This window comes from Rhizobium sp. BK049, assembly GCF_014193135.1.
Classification (GTDB): domain Bacteria; phylum Pseudomonadota; class Alphaproteobacteria; order Rhizobiales; family Rhizobiaceae; genus Rhizobium.
On record NZ_JACHYV010000001.1, the window covers coordinates 332,573 to 349,604 of the forward strand.

Below are 17,032 nucleotides of genomic sequence, written 5' to 3' on the forward strand. Positions count from 1 at the left end.
AAATCCCGTCCGCTCGGTCTTTCATTTTTGTTGCGGGAAGACTTACAGGGTTTCAGCGGGACAGCTTGGGACGCGTAGCCGGCGGGCGACTGGGCAAGGGCGAGCTTGCGGCGCGCGGCTACAGCGTCGGCGAGGATTTCGATTGCAGCCTCGTTCCCGGCAAGTCGATCATCGGGATGGCACTGTCGAAACACAGGAAGCCTCCGCCCGCATGGTGCTCGACCGCGACAATCAGGTCTCGTTCAGCCGGTTCAAGGGATCGCTGCCGTTTCGCACCGACGTCGGCGGGCTCGATCATTGCGGCAAGCTCGGATTGGAGATGATCGAGGCCAAGAACGGTGAAGTCAGCGCCCAGTCGCAGGCCATGCCGACCCAGATGTCGGATGGCTGGATTGCTGTGGTAGGAGGCTTTTTCAACAACAGGACCATGTTTTCGCAAGAGGTTCAAAGACGCCTGCAAGACTGCTGATGCAGCGCTGAGAGAGGCTCCTCCGCATTCGCCGGCAACGTAGCGAATATCCATAATTCGCAACCATGTCCAATAAGCGCAGCAAACGGTGTGCCGACGGTGCATCTTCTACCGGAAATTGGGAAATTAACAAACGCTCAAGTTTTCCAGATACATCTTTCTTTTGCTATTTTTTGTCTTGCGTCATGGTGTGTTTTGAAGTTGGCTCTTTCATACTCGCTTGCTCGAATTACGAGCGCCCTCCGCAGTCTCAAAAGTGACAGAGGCGGCAACGTCGCGATCGTCGTCGCCCTTAGCCTCGTACCGATGCTCGTCGCCGTCGGCGCGAGCTTCGACTATATTCGCAGCTATAATGTTCGACAGAGGATGCAGAGCGATCTCGACGCGGCCCTGATCGCAGCGGTCAAGCAGATCAACAACACCGAGGACACCGACGCTCTCAAGGAGAAGGTTTCCGACTGGTTCCATGCACAGGTGGACAACAGCTACACGCTCAGCGATATCGACATCGATACCGTGAACCACAACATTACGGCCACGGCGAACGGCACCGTTCCGACGACATTCATGAAGATCGCCAACATCGAGACCGTCCCCGTCAGCGTGGCAAGCGCCGTCAAAGGCCCCGCCACGTCCTATCTCAATGTCTATATCGTCATTGACACCTCGCCGTCGATGCTGCTGGCGGCAACGACGTCAGGTCAGTCGACCATGTATACCGGCATCAAATGCCAGTTCGCCTGCCACACGGGTGATTCGCACACCATCGGCAAGACGACATACGCGACCAATTATGACTACAGCAAGGAAAAGAAGATAAAGCTGCGCGCCGATGTCGCCGGCGACGCCGTGCGCGAAGTGCTCGACATGATCGACGAATCCGACGAGAATCATGAACGCATCAAGGTCGGGCTATACAGCCTCGGGGATACGCTTTCAGAAGTTCTCGCCCCAACGCTGAGCACGGATACGGCGCGCGCCCGCCTCGCCGACAGCAGCTACGGCCTCACCAGCGCGACCTCGAAGGCCGCCACTTATTTCGACGTTTCTCTTGCGACGCTCAAAAAGAAAGTCGGCGCCGGAGGGGACGGAACCTCCTCGGGCTCGCCGCTCAAGCTGGTTCTCCTGCTGACGGACGGCGTCCAATCACAGCGCGAATGGGTGACGAATGGCTCAAAATACTGGCCCAAGGTAGCGCCCCTCAATCCCGCTTGGTGCGACTATCTGAAGAACCAGTCGAACACGATGGCCGTGCTCTACACCGAATATCTGCCGATCACCACGGACTGGGGCTATAACGCAACCGTCGGCTCGACCATGGCGAGCGCCAACTGGAAGAGCACCTGGGGCGGCACCATGGACAGCGGCGTGTCGACCAGCATTACGAGACGCGATTATATTCCCTACGCACTTGCCGACTGCGCATCGTCGAAGAGCCTGTTCATATCGGCATCGTCGTCGACGGAAATCACAGCGGGCCTGTCGACGCTCTTCACTCAATATCTCTCTTCCGTCCGGCTGACCCAATGACCGCAAGAAACCGCTTTGCACTGCTTCGCCGCCTGCTCGGCGATCGCACGGGGGTGGCTGCGATCGAATTTGCGATCCTGGCCCTGCCGCTCTTCATCATGATCTTCGGCATCATTGAAGTGTCACTGATGTTCTTCGTCAACTCCTCGCTGGACGCTTCCGTTCATAAGATCTCCCGGATGATCCGCACCGGCGAGGTGGCATCATCGAAGATCACACTGGCCACTTTCAAGAGCAAAATTTGCGACGACATGCTTCTGTCTTTCGGCTGCTCGAGCGGCCTCGTCGTCAAGGTCAGCGTGCTTTCCGACCTGTCGTCCGCTACCAGCGCCGATCCGATCGACGACAGCGGCAATCTAGCCGTCACCGAGACTTATGATATCGGCAAGGGCAGCGATTACATTCTGGTACAGGCGTTTCTGCCATGGGAAGCCTCGGTCAATTTCTTCAGCCTGTCGAGCGCCAAGCTTTCGGACGGCCGCTATCTCCTTGGGTCCTCCGCTCTGTTTCGCAATGAGCCCTTCTGAGATGATCATGAAACGGAACCTCCCCCTTCTCAGCCGCGCCCGATCCTGCATCGGTCGCCTCGCCTGCGACCGCACGGCCGCTTCGGGCGTGGAATTCGCATTGGTGCTGCCGATCCTGGTCGTGCTGCTGTTCGGCACCGTCGATCTTGGCCATGCCCTCACCGTCAGCCGCAAGATAGACGAGATCGCTTCCAGTACAGGCGATATGATCGCGCAGCAGAGCACCTGGGCGAAGACCGACGTCACCAAGCTTCTTTCAGGCGCGAGCTTCATCCTCCAGCCCTATGAGACCACCGGGCTGACGATTACGGTCACGGTCAATGATGTCGACAATAGCGGCAAGGCGACCGTCAATTGGTCCGCCGCGTTCAACACCTCGTCGCTTGCCTCTGGGACGACAAGCGCGATCGACATACCGGCGAAGATCCAGGAGACGGGCGTCCAGGTCGTGCTGACGCGGGTGCAATACACATTGACGACACCGGTGTCGGCGTTTTTCTCGAACTTCACCGGACAGAACGGCTACAGCTTCGACCACCATTTCTTCAATCGCCCGCGCGTGAGCGACACGATCAGTTACAACTAGACTGAATGTTCGTGGTCGGTGGATTATCAGGTCCCCGGCCGCTTGCCGTCACGCCGACGATGATGCATTGCGCACCGCCTCGGCCGGCCTCCTTCGACCGAGAAGAATGCGGGATCAGCGCGCCACTATGGAGAGCTTGCCAAGACATTCGAACAGCAGAACGAGTGAATGACATGCATATGAGCGCGTCGCTGCAACGGCGATCCAGCGCTTCACCCTGTCGCAGGCCGATTACCCCGAGCCGGTTCACCCCGCGAGCTTGACGATGCCGTAGGGATTGAACTTGAACTCATCCACGTCATAGCTGGAATCGAAGGAGAGGCTTGCGCCCCGCGCTTTGAGCGTCGGATCGAGACCCTGCTTGCCGATCTCGTCGGCAACTGCATCCATAATGGCAATGACCTGGCTTTCGCTGCCTGATGTCTCCGGCACATGGACCTCCGGCAGCCCCACCAGATGGAAGCCGACGCTTTCCAGATAACCACGCGCCGAGAGCGGCCGCTTCGCGAAAGCCAGCCGCCCGATGCGCTGCTGGGCGAGCGGATCGCCGGCATTCTGCGCTTCGGCGCCTTGGCCGATCAGCGCTCTCCATCGATCGAGCCCATGTGCGATGCCGGCGCTTTCGCCCTTGACGGCACCCGCTCCCGCCTCGATCAGCCGCTCGACGAGACGCAGCGCCGTCATCGACACCTTGACGGTGTCTGCATGCGTCATGCTCGGCCCGAGGACGTAGAGGACGGATTGATGATCGGCGACGGCTTTCTCGTCCGCCTCGTTCCAGGCATCGGGCTCGACCCGATCCCAGCAGACGTCGAATGACCGGTTCATGCGGTCATCCGGCTCTGCCTGCGAATAATCCTCATCGACGCTGAAGCCGGTGGCGAAATCACCGACCGCTTTGGCCGCCGCTTGGGACAAGCGGCTGAGGTCGCGATCTCTCCCGAGAAAACAGAGAACATGGCGGGGTGTCACCGACGACGCCTCCTCCCGGGTGATTGCTTCCGGGCGGGTGTCGATAGCAAAAGAAGGTTTCCAGCCGATCAGGCCCCATAGAGACCCCAACAGCGCGCGACGCACGATATGCAAGATCAATGCCTCCGTTCGGTCGATTCTTTACACCTTCCGCTTGTAAACATATGGCGTACCAAACGAAAGCGGGATCATCGCCCAGGCGATGCGTCGCGCCCTTAGATTAGCTCAGGCCCAGCTGTCCCCGGCGTAGATGCGGATGCGGCATTGTCGATGACGGCATGAATGCGCCCCGTCGCTGCGAGCGGATCGCGCCACAACTCAAAGGCGCCGTCAGACTGGAAAGATCCGGCCTAACCGGTCAATCCGTTCGGCCGATCTTACGGAGCAGGGCTTCCGCTCCTCACCTGTCGCCGCCATAATGGATGTCGCGCTGGACCGCTTAGAGCTAAGGAGTGATCAGGTGAACATCAAAAGCATCGGATTTGTCGGAACCGGCGTTATCACCGAGGCGATGGTTCGCGGGCTTCTCGCTGATCCGGCCTATGCCTTGGAGATTCACGTCTCTCCACGAAGCGCCCACATCGCGGAAACGCTGGCGGACGCATTCTCAGCCGTGAACATTGCCAAGGACAATCAGGACGTCGTCGATCGCAGCGACATGGTGTTCCTGGCGATACGGCCGCAGGTCGCCGAGGAGGTCGTCCGGGAATTGTCGTTCAGGGCGGGACAGACGGTCGTCAGCGTCGTGGCGGCGACGGAGCGCCATGCCCTCCTCGACTGGATCGGCGCCGACGTGCATCTCGTGCAGGCGATCCCCCTGCCTTTCGTCGCAACGCGCCAGGGCGTCACCGCCATCTATCCGCCCGATGATACGGTCGCAGCGCTGTTCGACACGCTTGGGACAGCCGTCCAATGTCAGTCAAGGAAGGAATACGACCTTCTCGCAGCCGCAAGCGCAACGATGTCCGCCTATTTCGGAATCATGGAAACGGTCGGCGTCTGGCTGGAAACGAGCGGCCTCGAAAGAGCGAAAGCAAATGCTTACATCGCCCCTCTCTTCGCGAGCCTGGCGCAAAGGGCAAGCGGCCCCGGCGCCGAGCCGTTCAGCACGCTGAGCCGCGAATTCGCAACCAGGGGCGGGCTGAACGAGCAGGTTCTGACCGACTTCGAGAAAAAGGGCGGCATCGCGGCGCTGACCGAAGCGCTCGACGGCGTTCTCGCCCGCATCGAGGGCAGGAACTAAAAAGTAGGCGGCGTGCAGGCGCTGATAACCTCGCAGGCCACCGGCCCGATGCAGCGGAACCGGTGCGGGCGCCGGCTTTCGAAATAATAAGCGTCACCTGACCCCAACACGCGTCGTTCGTCGTCGACCGTGACCTCGAGCCTTCCCGAGAGCACGATCCCGCCCTCCTCTCCCTCGTGGACAAGAGGAATTTTTCCAGTGTCGGCACCCGGCTGGTAGCACTCCTTAAGCATCTGCAGGCTGCGCCCGAACAGGGTTTCGCCAATCTGCTTGTAGGAAATGGCACCCTTGCCGATCTCCACCAGTTCCTCAGCCGCGTAGAAAGCCTTTTTCGGGCGTTCGGGTTCGAAGGCGAAGAATTCCGCCAGCCCGATGGGGATGCCGTCGAGAATTCGCTTCAGGGCTCCAACCGACGGATTGGAGGCGTTCGATTCGATCAGCGAGATCGTCGAGTTCGGCACACCGGTGCGTTTGGCGAGCTCGCGCTGGGAAAGCTTGTGGGCGATGCGAAGATGGCGAAGGCGACTGCCGATATCGACTGACATGATGGATCCGTTTGCGTTGTTCAGAATATCTAAAATGTGTCGCATGGGCCAATATATTTCAACAACTTGCGCCGGTAAAGAAAAGGACTTGTTTGCAAAGGAGAAATCATCATTCTCGACCCATCCCAAGGAGGCCAGAATGGATCAGATGAACAAAACGAACGCGCCCGTACTCGAAAATTTCTGGATGCCATTCACGGCCAACCGGCAGTTCAAGGCCACGCCGCGCCTTTTGGCCGCCGCGGAAGGCATGTACTACACCGACGTTGACGGAAACCGGGTTCTTGACGGCACGGCCGGGCTCTGGTGCTGCAACGCCGGCCACGGCCGCAAGAAGATCTCCCAGGCGGTCGAGCGCCAGCTTGCCACCCTCGATTATGCCCCGACCTTCCAGATGGGCCATCCGATCGCCTTCGATTTCGCCGCGAAGCTCGCCGAAACCGCGCCGGGCGGGGCTGACGCCAAGCTCGACCGTGTATTCTTCACCGGCTCCGGTTCGGAATCGGTCGATACAGCTCTGAAGATCGCTATCGCCTATCAGCGCGCGATCGGCCAGGGCACACGCACGCGCATCATCGGCCGCGAGAAGGGATATCACGGAGTCGGCTTCGGCGGCATTTCCGTCGGCGGCCTCGTCAACAACCGCCGCGTCTTCCCGCAAATCCCGGCCGACCATATGCGCCACACGCTCGACATCGAGCGTAATGCCTTTTCCAAGGGTCTTCCAGCCCATGGGGTGGAACTGGCCGACGATCTCGAACGCCTGGTGCAGTTGCACGGCGCCGAAACCATCGCCGCCGTCATCGTCGAGCCGATGTCGGGATCGGCGGGCGTGGTGCTTCCGCCGAAAGGCTATTTGGAGAAGCTGCGCGCCACTGCCGACAAGCACGGCATCCTGCTGATCTTCGACGAGGTCATCACCGGCTTCGGCCGTCTCGGCACAGCTTTCGCGGTGGATTATTTCGGCGTCGTGCCTGACCTCGTCACCACGGCAAAGGGCCTGACCAACGGCGCCATCCCGATGGGCGCAGTCTTTGCCAGCCGTAAGGTCCATGACGGACTCATGGTCGGACCTGACAATGCGATCGAACTCTTCCACGGCTATACCTATTCCGGCCATCCGGTCGCATGCGCCGCCGGCCTTGCCACCCTCGAAATCTACGAGGAGGAAGGCCTGCTGACGCGCGCAGCCGAGCTTGCCGACCACTGGCAGGAAGCCCTTCACTCGTTAAAAGGCCTGCCTCACGTCGTCGACATCCGCAATCTCGGACTGGTCGGCGCAATCGAACTCGCTCCCCGTGACGGGGCACCTGGAACCCGTGCCTACGACGTCTTCGTCGATTGCTTCAAGAGGGGCCTACTGATCCGTGTGACCGGCGACATCATCGCGCTTTCCCCGCCGCTGATCGTCGAGAAGGACCAGATCGACACGATTGTCTCGACGATCGGCGATGCGCTGAAGCGCGCGGCATAATCCCACCCGGCTCTGGGAGCTCTCGCAATGATCGCCGACGGGCTCTTCGAACGGTTCCCCTTCGACGAGATCTGCGGAATCCAACAGATTTTCACATCGGGATCGTATGCCGGCGGCTCCGGCCAAGCTGAAATCCTTGAGCGAGGTTAGCGCTTCACGGTCTGTGACGGCAACAGGCCGAAACGCTTCCGGTAGTCGGCTGCAAATCGCCCGAGATGGGTGAACCCCCATCTCAGCGCGATTTCGGCGATGGCCTGGGTTCCGTCTGAGTCTAGCAGATCGCGATGGGCGGCAGCCATCCTGATTTCATGCAGATAGGCGATGGGAGTGGTGTTCCTGAACTGACGGAAGCCCTGCTGCAAAGTTCGAACGCTTACCTTGGCCGCCATGGCGATTTCGCTGAGCGAGATCGGTTCCGCGATATGTTCCTGCATGAAATCCATGGCCCATTTCACATGACGCGGGGCCGGGAGAGGCGCGGAGCGCGCCAGTTCCTCCGAATAGTGATGGGGACATGTCTCCAGAAGCAGGTACACCGCTGCATCGCAGAGCGATTTGACTGCAAGAGGTGAGCGTTGCAGCAAGCCGTTGCCACTGAGGCCGCTGTGGAGGTTGGAGACGAGTTGCTGCAGGAGAAACCCCGGACCGGCCGTCAGATCGATGTCGGTGCGGAAGCCGACATCGCCGCTGATCGTCCGCTCGCACATATGGGTAAGCTGCGCAGCGATCTTGGCGCGGTCGATGAAAAGGCAGAAATGACGGCGGGGGCCGACGATCCTCGTTCCCCTGACGGCGCCCTGTTCCAGGATTACGCCGCGACCCGGAAGCGAATATATCGGCTCCCGCTTGCCGCCGAACAACATCATCCCCTGTGTCGGCAGGAATATAGAAAGTTTATCGGCGACCCCGTCTCGCCTGCTGGAAATCGAACCTTCGTAAGAGCAATCGGCGACGCTTACATCTTCCATCGAGATGAAATTGCAGCGATATCCAATGGGCGTCGTGCCTTCCGCCGAAACGCTTATCTTGGATGTCGGCGTTGACAATGCTTCTGCGAGCTGATCCGCGTCCGTTCCGTTCTGCACGGTTGCCCGAAAAGACACATTCGCTACTCCCGACGGTTGGACCAGGTTGCCAGGGGCATGCCAATCGGAGCTAGCGGACATTCGTGACCTCGCAAAAGATGACCGCAAGTGACAAGCGTATCATCTCATTCATTCCTCCTGCCGTCTATGCGCGTCAGCTGTATCGGCTAACGGCAAGATCCCTCGCATCGATATCAGGCGTGGCGCCGCCGACGAGGTCGCTGATCAGCCGCGCCGAACCCGTGCTCATGGTCCAGCCGAGCGTGCCGTGACCTGTATTGAGGAACAGGCCTGCGATCTTGGTCGGGCCGATGACCGGCGTGCCGTCCGGCGTCATCGGGCGCAGGCCGGACCAGAAGGAAGCCCTGGAAACGTCGCCCCCGGGGAAAAGATCGGTGACGGAATGTTCGAGCGTGCTGCGGCGGGCGAGACCGAGATCGTTGGTATAGCCTGATATTTCGGCCATGCCGCCGACGCGGATGCGGTCGCCGAGCCGGGTGATCGCGATCTTGTAGGTTTCGTCCATGACGGTCGATTCCGGCGCGCGCGCGGCATCGGTAATCGGGATGGTCAGCGAATAGCCCTTGACCGGATAGACCGGCAGGCGAATGCCGAGCGGCTTCAGCAGCAGCGGCGAATAGCTGCCGAGCGCGACCACGACGGCATCCGCGCTCAACCGCTCGCGCCCGCGATCAAGATCGCGATCGGTGACGATCCCGCGTACGCGGCCGGCCTCGACGTCGAGAGCCTTGATCGTCGTCCCATAGGCGAAACGGACGCCGAGCGCCTCGGCTCTGTCGGCGAGCGCATTGGTGAACTTGAAGCAATCGCCGGTTTCGTCCTTCGGCGTCAGCAGCCCGCCGACGATCTTGTCGCGCACGTGCTTCAGCGCCGGTTCGACGCGAATGCAGCCATCCCGATCCAACACCTCGTAGGGAATTCCGTCGGCGGCGAGCGCCTTGACGTCCTTCGCCGAGGCATCGAGCTGCTGCTGCGTGCGAAACAGCTGCAGAGTTCCCTGCATGCGTTCGTCATAGGTGATACCGGTTTCGGCGCGAAGCTCGGCGAGCGCGATACGGCTGTAATCGGCAAGACGCAGCATGCGGCTCTTGTTGATCGCGTAGCGCTCGGAGGTGCAGTTCGACAGCATGCTCACCATCCAGGAGAGCATGGCCATGTCCAATTTCGGGCGCAGGATGAGCGGCGCATGCTTCATGAACAGCCATTTCATGGCCTTCATTGGGATGCCGGGCGCCGCCCATGGGGAGCAATAGCCGAATGAGACTTCGCCGGCATTGGCAAAGCTCGTCTCCAGCGCTGGCCCCGATTGCCGATCGACGACGGTAACCTCGTGGCCTGCCTTGGCCAATTGATAGGCGGATGTGACACCGACGATGCCGGCGCCCAGAACGATGACTTTCATGATGTCCCCAAGGATGGAGCCAGCCGGCTCTCAGCGATATTGCCTGTGATACCGATCGCCGAGACCGGTCAGGATTTCATAAGATATGGTGTCGGCATCCCGCGCAATATCCTCGAGCGTCTGATGCGGACCGAGCACCTCGACAAGGCTGCCGAGCGTCAGCGCGCCTTCGGGCAGCGCCGACATATCGACCGTGATGCTGTCCATCGAAACGCGGCCGACGATCGGCAGCCGGGTGCCCTTGTAATAGACGGCTCCGCGGTCGCTCAGGCAGCGCGGCAGGCCGTCGGCATAGCCGGCGGCAATGGTGGCGAGACGCATTTCCCGTTGCGCGACATGCGCGCCACCATAACCAACCTTGGTGCCCGGTGATACGGTCCGCGTCTGCACGACGGCAACATCGAGACTGACGACCGGCTCCATCGGGTTCGCCGGGCCGGCGCTCGGAGCGCCGCCGTAAAGCGCGATGCCCGGCCGGGCGAGCACGCCATGATAGGCTTTGCCAAGGAAAACCCCGCCGGAATTGGCGAAGGAGATGTCGAAGCCTGGAAATTCGTCGGCGATGCAGGACATTTCTGCCAGCTGGTCGCTGTTCTGCTGACCCTCGGTCTCATCTGCCGAGGCCAGGTGGCTCATGATGAACAGGACTTCGATGTTGGTGCCGTTGCGAAGGGCTGTCGCCAGTTCCGCCCTTTCCTCCGGGGGAAAGCCCAGCCGGGACATGCCGGTGTCGAATTGCAGGACGGCAGGCAGGCAGCGCTTCAGTGCGCGCGCCGCCGCCGACCATTGCTGCCACTGGGCGAGCGAATTGAGGACCGGTACAATGTCCAGTTCGGCGCAGGCAATTTCATTGCCCGGCTGCAGGCCGTTCAGCACGAAAATCTGGGCGTCCTGCGCGAGCGCCGGCCGCAGCCGCGCTGCCTCGACGAATTGAGCAACGAAAAAGTGCCGGCAACCTTGGGCGTAGAGGGTTTTCGCCACCCTCTCCGCGCCGAGGCCATAGGCATCGGCCTTGACAACGGCGCCTGCGCGCACCGGGACCAGCATCGACACGAGCTTCCGATAATTGCGGCCCAGTGCCGCAAGATCGATCGTCAGAAAGCCCGTGGCTCCCTGCGTGATCGTGGCAGTACGTGCATGGGAGACCAGAATAGCGCTGTCCATGTTCACCCTCTTGTTTCCATGGAGTATATGAAAGAATAAGCGATATTGCCGGTGATTTCGTCTTATAATATTGCACAGCTTGCATTTTGTGCGCATAATCTACGACAATTTGGAACAATCGAGCATGCCTGCCCTCGACACGACAGATCGCAACATCCTGAGGCTGCTGCGCCTTGACGCCAGGATGAGCAATGCCAAGCTTGCTGCCGAAATCGGCCTTTCGCCATCGGCCTGCCTCAGACGTATCAAGATCATGGAAAAGACGGGCGTGATCCGCGGCTACACGGCGCTTCTCGATACGAGCAATGCGGACGCGATGATTGCCGTTATCATCAACATCACCCTCGAACGGCAGACGGAGGATTATCTCGACCGTTTCGAGGCGGCCGTCCGCCGTCATCCGGAAATCCGCGAATGTTTCCTGATGACGGGTGGATCCGACTATCTGCTGCGCGTGGAAGTCGCCAATGCCGGCGAATTCGAACGGATCCACAAGGAAATATTATCGGCCTTGCCAGGCGTCCTCAGGATTCACTCCAGCTTCTCGATCCGCAACGTCCTGGCGACGCGCACCAAAAGTAAGCGGTGAGCAGGCATCGGCCTGAATCGCTCTCCAGTCTTGCAGCCCGCGTCTCCAGACGCGTAGACGACACTGATCCTCGAATTGCTTCCCTGAAGCAGTTGCGGTGTCGGGCCGATCACTCCAACGGAGTCACTGATCACTTCGAGGCTCTGTCAGGCTAACCGGATAGAGTTGGCTTGCCCGAACTCCAATGCTTCCTGCGCCAATCGCCCTGCCAGTTCGGCAAACGACTGCGGCCGTCCAAAAGCATAACCCTGGAGAGTGTGGACGCCAAGATCAGCGAGCACTTTCGCATGCTCGAAGGTTTCCACGCCTTCCGCAATCACCTCCATGTCAAGCGCGCGCGCTATGTCGACCAGCGAACTGACAAGCCGGCGGCTGGGAACGGATTGCAGGATCGGCATCACAAGCTGGCGATCGATCTTGACGCGGTCCGGTCTGAGCTCGAGCAGGCCCAGCAAGGAGGCATGCCCCGATCCGAGATCGTCGATCTCGATGTCGATACCGAAGGACTTGATGGCCTGGATGTTCTGGCGCACCCGATCGCTCAGGCTGTCCAGGAATATCGTCTCTATCAGCTCGAAGCTCAATCGGCCGGGCGGGATGTCATAGCCGCCGAGTTTCGTTGTCAATTCGGGATCATCGAGGCGCTCGGCGGAGAGGTTGATCGACAGCCGAATGCGCTCGAGCAGCGAGGCCGAGGATTTCATATCCAACAGGACGGCCCTCAGGATGACATCGTCAAGCTCTGCGACCAATCCGTTCGAAGAGGCGAGAGGCAGGAAATGCGCCGGAGCGAGAATTCCTCTCGTCGGATGGTGCCATCTCGCCAGAGCTTCGACGCCGTTTACCCGGAAAGACCTGGCGTCGACCTGCACCTGGTAAAATGGACGGATCTGGCCGAGCGCCAATCCGGATCGCAGATCCTGGACGAGCTGCCTTTCGTTCGCCAGCCTCGAAGCCATCTCGTCGGTGAAAATCTCGGCGCGATTCCGGCCATTCCGTTTGGCGTGGTACAAAGCCAGGTCCGACTGCGAGAGCAGCTTGGCAAAATCTGCGCTCATGGCGCTGGCAACGCCAATGGAACACTGCACGCTGACTGCCCGGTCGACACCAGGAAGCGGGCTTTCCAGGCGTCGCTGAATATGATCGAGCACCGCCCTCGTCCTGTCGGGTTCGTCCTCAGTGACGATGACTGCGAACTCATCGCCGCCGAGGCGCGCTGCGACGTCATTCGCCGAAATGGCCTCCAGAAGAATCTCGCTGACATGACACAGAACGAGGTCGCCGACCGCATGCCCGAAGCGATCATTGATCTCCTTGAAATGGTCCACGTCTATATGGAGAAGCGCAACCTTGACGCCCTCCTGCCTGGCAAGCTCGGACAGGGCGAAATCGAAACTACGCCGGTTCAAGAGACCGGTGAGGTGATCGTGATCGGCCGCGAACCGAGCTTCCGCCCGGCTCCTCTCCAGTTCCTTGTTGAGCAGAACGTCGTCGGTCACATCCCATTCAGCGCCGACAAAGCAGGGGTCGCCGGCCGCATCGACGAAATAGCGAGCGCGCGAACGCAGATAGCGGATCGCTCCGTCTGGTCGAACAATGCGAAATTCCGATGCGTAATCCGATCTGGTTTCGATCGCCCGCAGAAATATTTCATTGGTCGCCGCCAGATCATCGGGGTGGACGCTGTCCAGCCAGATAACATCAAGCGGCGCTTTCGGAACGCCATAGATCAGCTTGAGCTGCTCGTCCCAGCGCGTCTGATTTTTTGAGATATTGTGCTGCCAGATGCCAATCCTGGATGCCTCAAGAGCCAAGCCAAGCTGGCGAAGCAGATTTTCAAGTTCGACATTCGTTCTGGATCGTTTGCTGCTCAAGGCAATCTCGCTGTTACGTTCGCCCGAGTGTCGCATTGAATATCTTAAAGAGTGCTAATCGAACGAAGGCCAAAGACCCTGCTGGCAATCAGTCAGCCCATAAACGGCCATTGCGATGCACAAATATAACGCTCTTGCGAATGCCACCGCCCAGGTAACAGCACAAATACTAATCACATATTCAGACTGCCCATGAAATAAGCATGCTGGAACCGACTTATTTTTCCTTTCAGCTCATGAAGTTACTGCCGTCCCTTTGGACTTGGCACACCGATTGCAGGCCTTCAATGTGCATCGGTCAACGGCGACCGCTGCAGATGGGCGCGACATAAGCGCTTACGTCAGACATCGACGTCGCAAGGATTGCCATCCGGGATGCACTCATCCCGTGGACGCATTCCGGCGGCGTTTTTTTGCGTCCGAATTCACCAAGCAGAGGGGAACCTGCAGATGAAGAAGATTTCGACGACTGCGATATCGGCAACCGGCATCACCCGCCGGAGCATGCTCAAGACGACTGCAGCGGCCGCCCTCATCGGCGCCGTCAAGACCGCCTTTCCCTCCGGCGCCTTTGCGGCCGGGGCAGGCCCTGAAGTGAACGGCATCAAGCTCGGCTTCATCGCGCTCACGGATTCCGCGCCGCTGATTATCGCCAAGGAAAAAGGCCTGTTCGAAAAATATGGACTTCCGGAAACGGATGTCGCCAAACAGGCGTCCTGGGGTGCGACGAGAGACAATCTTGTGTTGGGCGGCGCAGCCAACGGTATCGACGGCGCTCACATCCTCTCGCCGCTCCCCTATCTCATGCACACCGGCAAGGTGACGCAGAACAACAAGCCGGTGCCGATGGCAGTCCTTGCCCGGCTCAATCTCGACAGCCAGGGCATCTCCGTCGCCAAGGAATATGCCGAAACCGGCGTCCAGCTCGATGCCTCGAAGCTGAAGGTGGCCTTCGAAAAGAAGAAGACCGAAGGCAAGGAGATCAAGGCCGCCATGACCTTCCCGGGCGGCACCCACGACCTCTGGATCCGCTACTGGCTTGCCGCCGGCGGCATCGACCCGAACAAGGACGTTTCGACCATCGTCGTGCCGCCGCCGCAGATGGTGGCCAACATGAAGGTCGGCAACATGGACGTTTTCTGTGTGGGCGAGCCTTGGAACGAGCAGCTCGTCAACCAGGGCATCGGCTTCACGGCAGCCACCACCGGCGAGCTCTGGAAGGGCCATCCCGAAAAGGCGCTGGGGCTCCGCGCCGAATGGATCGAAAAGAACCCGAATGCCGCCAAGGCCCTGCTGATGGCCGTCATGGAAGCGCAGCAATGGTGCGACAGCATGGACAACAAGGCGGAGATGGCGGAGATTCTCGGCAAGCGTCAATGGTTCAACGTTCCGACCAAGGATGTGCTCGGCCGCCTGAAGGGCGATATCAATTATGGCAATGGCCGCGAGGTCAAGGCGACCGATCTCTACATGAAGTTTTGGAAGGACGGCGCCTCCTACCCGTTCAAGAGCCACGATGCCTGGTTCATGACGGAAAACATCCGTTGGGGGAACCTGCCGGCGACGACCGATGTGAAGGCGCTGGTCAACCAGGTGAACCGCGAGGATATCTGGCGCGAGGCTGCCAAGGATCTCGGCATCGCTGCTGCCGACATTCCCGCATCGTCGTCCCGCGGCAAGGAAACCTTCTTCGACGGCAAGGTCTTCGATCCTGAAAATCCCTCCGCCTACCTGGAGAGCCTTTCGATCAAGGCCGTCTCCTGATCCCGCCTCCGGCGCGCGAACGGCGCGCCGGCCTTCCATTCCCGTGAGGAGCGCGCTGATGTCCGCCCTGGCAAATAAAGAAAATCCCTCGATTGTCGCCTCTGCAAAGCCGGCGGCGAAGGTTCTGTCATTCTCCGGCAAGCAAGCATCGCGGATCGATTTTCGCCGCGCGGCGCTGACCGCACTTCACAATGTCGTTCCGCCGGCCGTCGTGCTGGCTCTCGTCCTCCTCCTCTGGCAGGCGCTCTGTTCATCGGCGGACGCCTCTCTGCCTTCGCCGCACCAGGTCTGGCAGGATAGCTACGACCTCATCGCCTATCCGTTCTTCAACTACGGCTCCCAGGATATCGGGCTCGGCTGGCGGGTGCTGGTCTCGCTGCAGCGCGTGGCTTATGGCTTCGGCCTTGCCGCAGTCACCGGCGTCATCATCGGGGCGATCATCGGTCAATCGGTCTGGGCCATGCGCGGCCTCGATCCGATCTTCCAGGTGCTGCGCACGGTGCCGCCGCTCGCTTGGCTGCCGCTGTCGCTCGCCGCATTCCAGGATTCCAGCCCTTCGGCGATCTTCGTCATCTTCATCACCTCGATCTGGCCTGTCATCATCAACACCGCCGTCGGCGTCCGCAATATTCCGCAGGATTATCGCAACGTCGCCGAGGTGCTGCGGCTCAACCAGCTCGAATTCTTCTGGAAGATCATGCTGCCGTCGGCGGCCCCTTACATCTTCACCGGCCTCAGGATCGGCGTCGGCCTTTCCTGGCTCGCCATCGTCGCGGCCGAAATGCTGACCGGCGGCGTCGGCATCGGCTTCTTCATCTGGGATGCGTGGAACTCCTCGCGCCTTCCCGACATCATCGTCGCGCTCGCCTATATCGGCATCGTCGGTTTTGCTCTCGACAAGCTGGTGGCCGCGCTCGGCAAACTCGTCACCCGCGGCGCCATGGCCAACTGAGGACCATACCGATGAACGCCTATCTCAAGCTCGATCATATCGACAAGCATTTCGATCGCGGCGGCGTGCGCGCCGAAGTCCTGAAGGACATCAACCTGACGATTTCTCAGGGCGAATTCGTCTCGATCATCGGCCATTCCGGTTGCGGCAAGTCCACCCTGCTCAATCTCATTGCCGGCTTGACTCCGGTTTCGGCAGGCGCCGTGCTTCTGGAAAATCAAGAGGTCAACGAGCCGGGCCCGGAACGCGCCGTCGTTTTTCAGAACCATTCGCTCCTACCCTGGCTGACGGTCTATGAGAACGTGAATCTCGCCGTCTCCAAGGTCTTCAGCCGAACGAAGACCAAGGCCGAGCGACATGACTGGGTGATGGCCAATCTCGACCTCGTGCAGATGGCCCATGCCAGGGACAAGCGGCCCGCGGAGATATCCGGCGGCATGAAGCAGCGCGTCGGCATTGCCCGCGCGCTTTCAATGGAGCCGAAGATCCTGCTGCTCGACGAGCCGTTCGGGGCACTCGACGCATTGACCCGCGCCCATCTTCAGGATGCGGTGATGGAGATCCATAGCCGGCTCGGCAACACGATGGTGATGATCACCCATGATGTCGATGAAGCGGTGCTGCTCTCCGACCGCATCGTGATGATGACCAACGGCCCGGCGGCTCGCATCGGCGAAGTGCTCGACGTCACCATGCCACGCCCCCGTAACCGCATCGAGCTCGCCTCCGACCGGACATATCTCAAATGCCGCGAGGCCGTGCTCAAATTCCTTTACGAACGCCACCGCTTCATCGAAGCCGCGGAGTAAATCCCGCGGAGATTGCCAATCGGGCC

At 60.2% G+C, this 17,032-nt stretch carries 15 protein-coding genes and 1 pseudogene; 10 read left to right on the top strand and 6 right to left on the bottom strand.

The window, feature by feature from the left end; genetic code table 11:
* Positions 1-95 precede the first annotated feature (95 nt).
* The 4 genes and pseudogenes from FHT70_RS30180 to FHT70_RS01580 all read left to right on the top strand — a co-directional run.
* A pseudogene (locus FHT70_RS30180) lies at positions 96-469 on the top strand (carbohydrate ABC transporter substrate-binding protein); the annotation flags it as partial.
* A 195-nt stretch (positions 470-664) separates the two neighbouring features.
* Entirely contained in the window at positions 665-1,999 is a 1,335-nt protein-coding gene (locus FHT70_RS01570) for a TadE/TadG family type IV pilus assembly protein (protein ID WP_183698443.1), read from the top strand.
* On the top strand, positions 1,996-2,526 hold the full coding sequence (locus FHT70_RS01575) for a TadE/TadG family type IV pilus assembly protein (RefSeq protein WP_183698444.1): 531 nt from the start codon (positions 1,996-1,998) through the stop codon (positions 2,524-2,526). The genes FHT70_RS01570 and FHT70_RS01575 overlap by 4 nt, the downstream gene beginning before the upstream one ends.
* A 1-nt stretch (position 2,527) precedes the next feature.
* Complete coding sequence (locus FHT70_RS01580; RefSeq protein ID WP_183698445.1) at positions 2,528-3,112, top strand: TadE/TadG family type IV pilus assembly protein; 585 nt, start codon at positions 2,528-2,530, stop codon at positions 3,110-3,112.
* Positions 3,113-3,358: 246 nt separating this feature from the next.
* Here FHT70_RS01580 and FHT70_RS01585 read toward each other — a convergent pair whose 3' ends face one another.
* A complete protein-coding gene (locus FHT70_RS01585; protein WP_183698446.1) occupies positions 3,359-4,198 on the bottom strand; it encodes a hypothetical protein in 840 nt (279 codons plus the stop codon).
* 346 nt (positions 4,199-4,544) lie between these two features.
* On the opposite strand from FHT70_RS01585, the gene FHT70_RS01590 reads away from it, so the two are divergent.
* A complete protein-coding gene (locus FHT70_RS01590) occupies positions 4,545-5,327 on the top strand; it encodes a pyrroline-5-carboxylate reductase (RefSeq protein WP_183698447.1) in 783 nt (260 codons plus the stop codon).
* Here the strand turns inward: FHT70_RS01590 and FHT70_RS01595 are convergent.
* Positions 5,324-5,872, bottom strand: a complete 549-nt coding sequence (locus FHT70_RS01595) for a cupin domain-containing protein (RefSeq protein WP_183698537.1) — start codon at positions 5,870-5,872, stop codon at positions 5,324-5,326. The two genes, FHT70_RS01590 and FHT70_RS01595, sit on opposite strands and share 4 nt — an antisense overlap.
* A gap of 139 nt (positions 5,873-6,011) precedes the next feature.
* On the opposite strand from FHT70_RS01595, the gene FHT70_RS01600 reads away from it, so the two are divergent.
* On the top strand, positions 6,012-7,346 hold the full coding sequence (locus FHT70_RS01600; RefSeq protein ID WP_183698448.1) for an aspartate aminotransferase family protein: 1,335 nt from the start codon (positions 6,012-6,014) through the stop codon (positions 7,344-7,346).
* 146 nt (positions 7,347-7,492) lie between these two features.
* Here FHT70_RS01600 and FHT70_RS01605 read toward each other — a convergent pair whose 3' ends face one another.
* The 3 genes from FHT70_RS01605 to alr all read right to left on the bottom strand — a co-directional run bounded on the left by FHT70_RS01605 (position 7,493) and on the right by alr (position 11,018).
* Complete coding sequence (locus tag FHT70_RS01605) at positions 7,493-8,512, bottom strand: AraC family transcriptional regulator (protein ID WP_183698449.1); 1,020 nt, start codon at positions 8,510-8,512, stop codon at positions 7,493-7,495.
* 73 nt (positions 8,513-8,585) lie between these two features.
* Positions 8,586-9,854: a D-amino acid dehydrogenase gene (locus FHT70_RS01610; protein ID WP_183698450.1), complete on the bottom strand. Its 1,269-nt coding sequence runs from the start codon at positions 9,852-9,854 to the stop codon at positions 8,586-8,588.
* A 30-nt stretch (positions 9,855-9,884) separates the two neighbouring features.
* Positions 9,885-11,018 (bottom strand): alanine racemase, encoded by a 1,134-nt coding sequence (alr, locus tag FHT70_RS01615; protein WP_183698451.1) that lies wholly within the window; start codon positions 11,016-11,018, stop codon positions 9,885-9,887.
* Positions 11,019-11,142: 124 nt separating this feature from the next.
* On the opposite strand from alr, the gene FHT70_RS01620 reads away from it, so the two are divergent.
* Complete coding sequence (locus tag FHT70_RS01620) at positions 11,143-11,607, top strand: Lrp/AsnC family transcriptional regulator (protein WP_085782073.1); 465 nt, start codon at positions 11,143-11,145, stop codon at positions 11,605-11,607.
* Between the two features lie 146 nt (positions 11,608-11,753).
* On the opposite strand, the gene FHT70_RS01625 is transcribed toward FHT70_RS01620, so the two are convergent.
* Positions 11,754-13,481, bottom strand: coding sequence for an EAL domain-containing protein (locus tag FHT70_RS01625; protein ID WP_246721674.1), 1,728 nt, complete (start codon positions 13,479-13,481; stop codon positions 11,754-11,756).
* A 450-nt stretch (positions 13,482-13,931) separates the two neighbouring features.
* Between FHT70_RS01625 and FHT70_RS01630 the strand changes: the two genes are divergently transcribed.
* From FHT70_RS01630 to FHT70_RS01640, 3 genes are read left to right on the top strand one after another with little or no spacing between them, the layout of a single operon-like run.
* The gene (locus tag FHT70_RS01630) at positions 13,932-15,245 is read left to right on the top strand and encodes a CmpA/NrtA family ABC transporter substrate-binding protein (RefSeq protein WP_183698453.1); all 1,314 of its coding nucleotides are present in this window, start codon (positions 13,932-13,934) and stop codon (positions 15,243-15,245) included.
* Between the two features lie 58 nt (positions 15,246-15,303).
* On the top strand, positions 15,304-16,197 hold the full coding sequence (gene ntrB, locus FHT70_RS01635) for a nitrate ABC transporter permease (RefSeq protein ID WP_183698454.1): 894 nt from the start codon (positions 15,304-15,306) through the stop codon (positions 16,195-16,197).
* Positions 16,198-16,208: 11 nt separating this feature from the next.
* Positions 16,209-17,006 carry an ABC transporter ATP-binding protein gene (locus FHT70_RS01640; RefSeq protein WP_085781813.1) on the top strand — a complete coding sequence of 266 codons (798 nt, stop codon included), beginning with the start codon at positions 16,209-16,211 and terminating at the stop codon, positions 17,004-17,006.
* Positions 17,007-17,032 lie beyond the last annotated feature (26 nt).

Coding starts and splice junctions, on each gene's coding strand:
- alr (WP_183698451.1), bottom strand. CDS start 11,018: ATGGACAGCGCTATTCTGGTCTCCCATGCACGTACTGCCACGATCACG.
- FHT70_RS01640 (WP_085781813.1), top strand. CDS start 16,209: ATGAACGCCTATCTCAAGCTCGATCATATCGACAAGCATTTCGATCGC.
- FHT70_RS01610 (WP_183698450.1), bottom strand. CDS start 9,854: ATGAAAGTCATCGTTCTGGGCGCCGGCATCGTCGGTGTCACATCCGCC.
- FHT70_RS01600 (WP_183698448.1), top strand. CDS start 6,012: ATGGATCAGATGAACAAAACGAACGCGCCCGTACTCGAAAATTTCTGG.
- FHT70_RS01575 (WP_183698444.1), top strand. CDS start 1,996: ATGACCGCAAGAAACCGCTTTGCACTGCTTCGCCGCCTGCTCGGCGAT.
- FHT70_RS01580 (WP_183698445.1), top strand. CDS start 2,528: ATGATCATGAAACGGAACCTCCCCCTTCTCAGCCGCGCCCGATCCTGC.
- ntrB (WP_183698454.1), top strand. CDS start 15,304: ATGTCCGCCCTGGCAAATAAAGAAAATCCCTCGATTGTCGCCTCTGCA.
- FHT70_RS01630 (WP_183698453.1), top strand. CDS start 13,932: ATGAAGAAGATTTCGACGACTGCGATATCGGCAACCGGCATCACCCGC.
- FHT70_RS01620 (WP_085782073.1), top strand. CDS start 11,143: ATGCCTGCCCTCGACACGACAGATCGCAACATCCTGAGGCTGCTGCGC.
- FHT70_RS01595 (WP_183698537.1), bottom strand. CDS start 5,872: ATGTCAGTCGATATCGGCAGTCGCCTTCGCCATCTTCGCATCGCCCAC.
- FHT70_RS01605 (WP_183698449.1), bottom strand. CDS start 8,512: ATGTCCGCTAGCTCCGATTGGCATGCCCCTGGCAACCTGGTCCAACCG.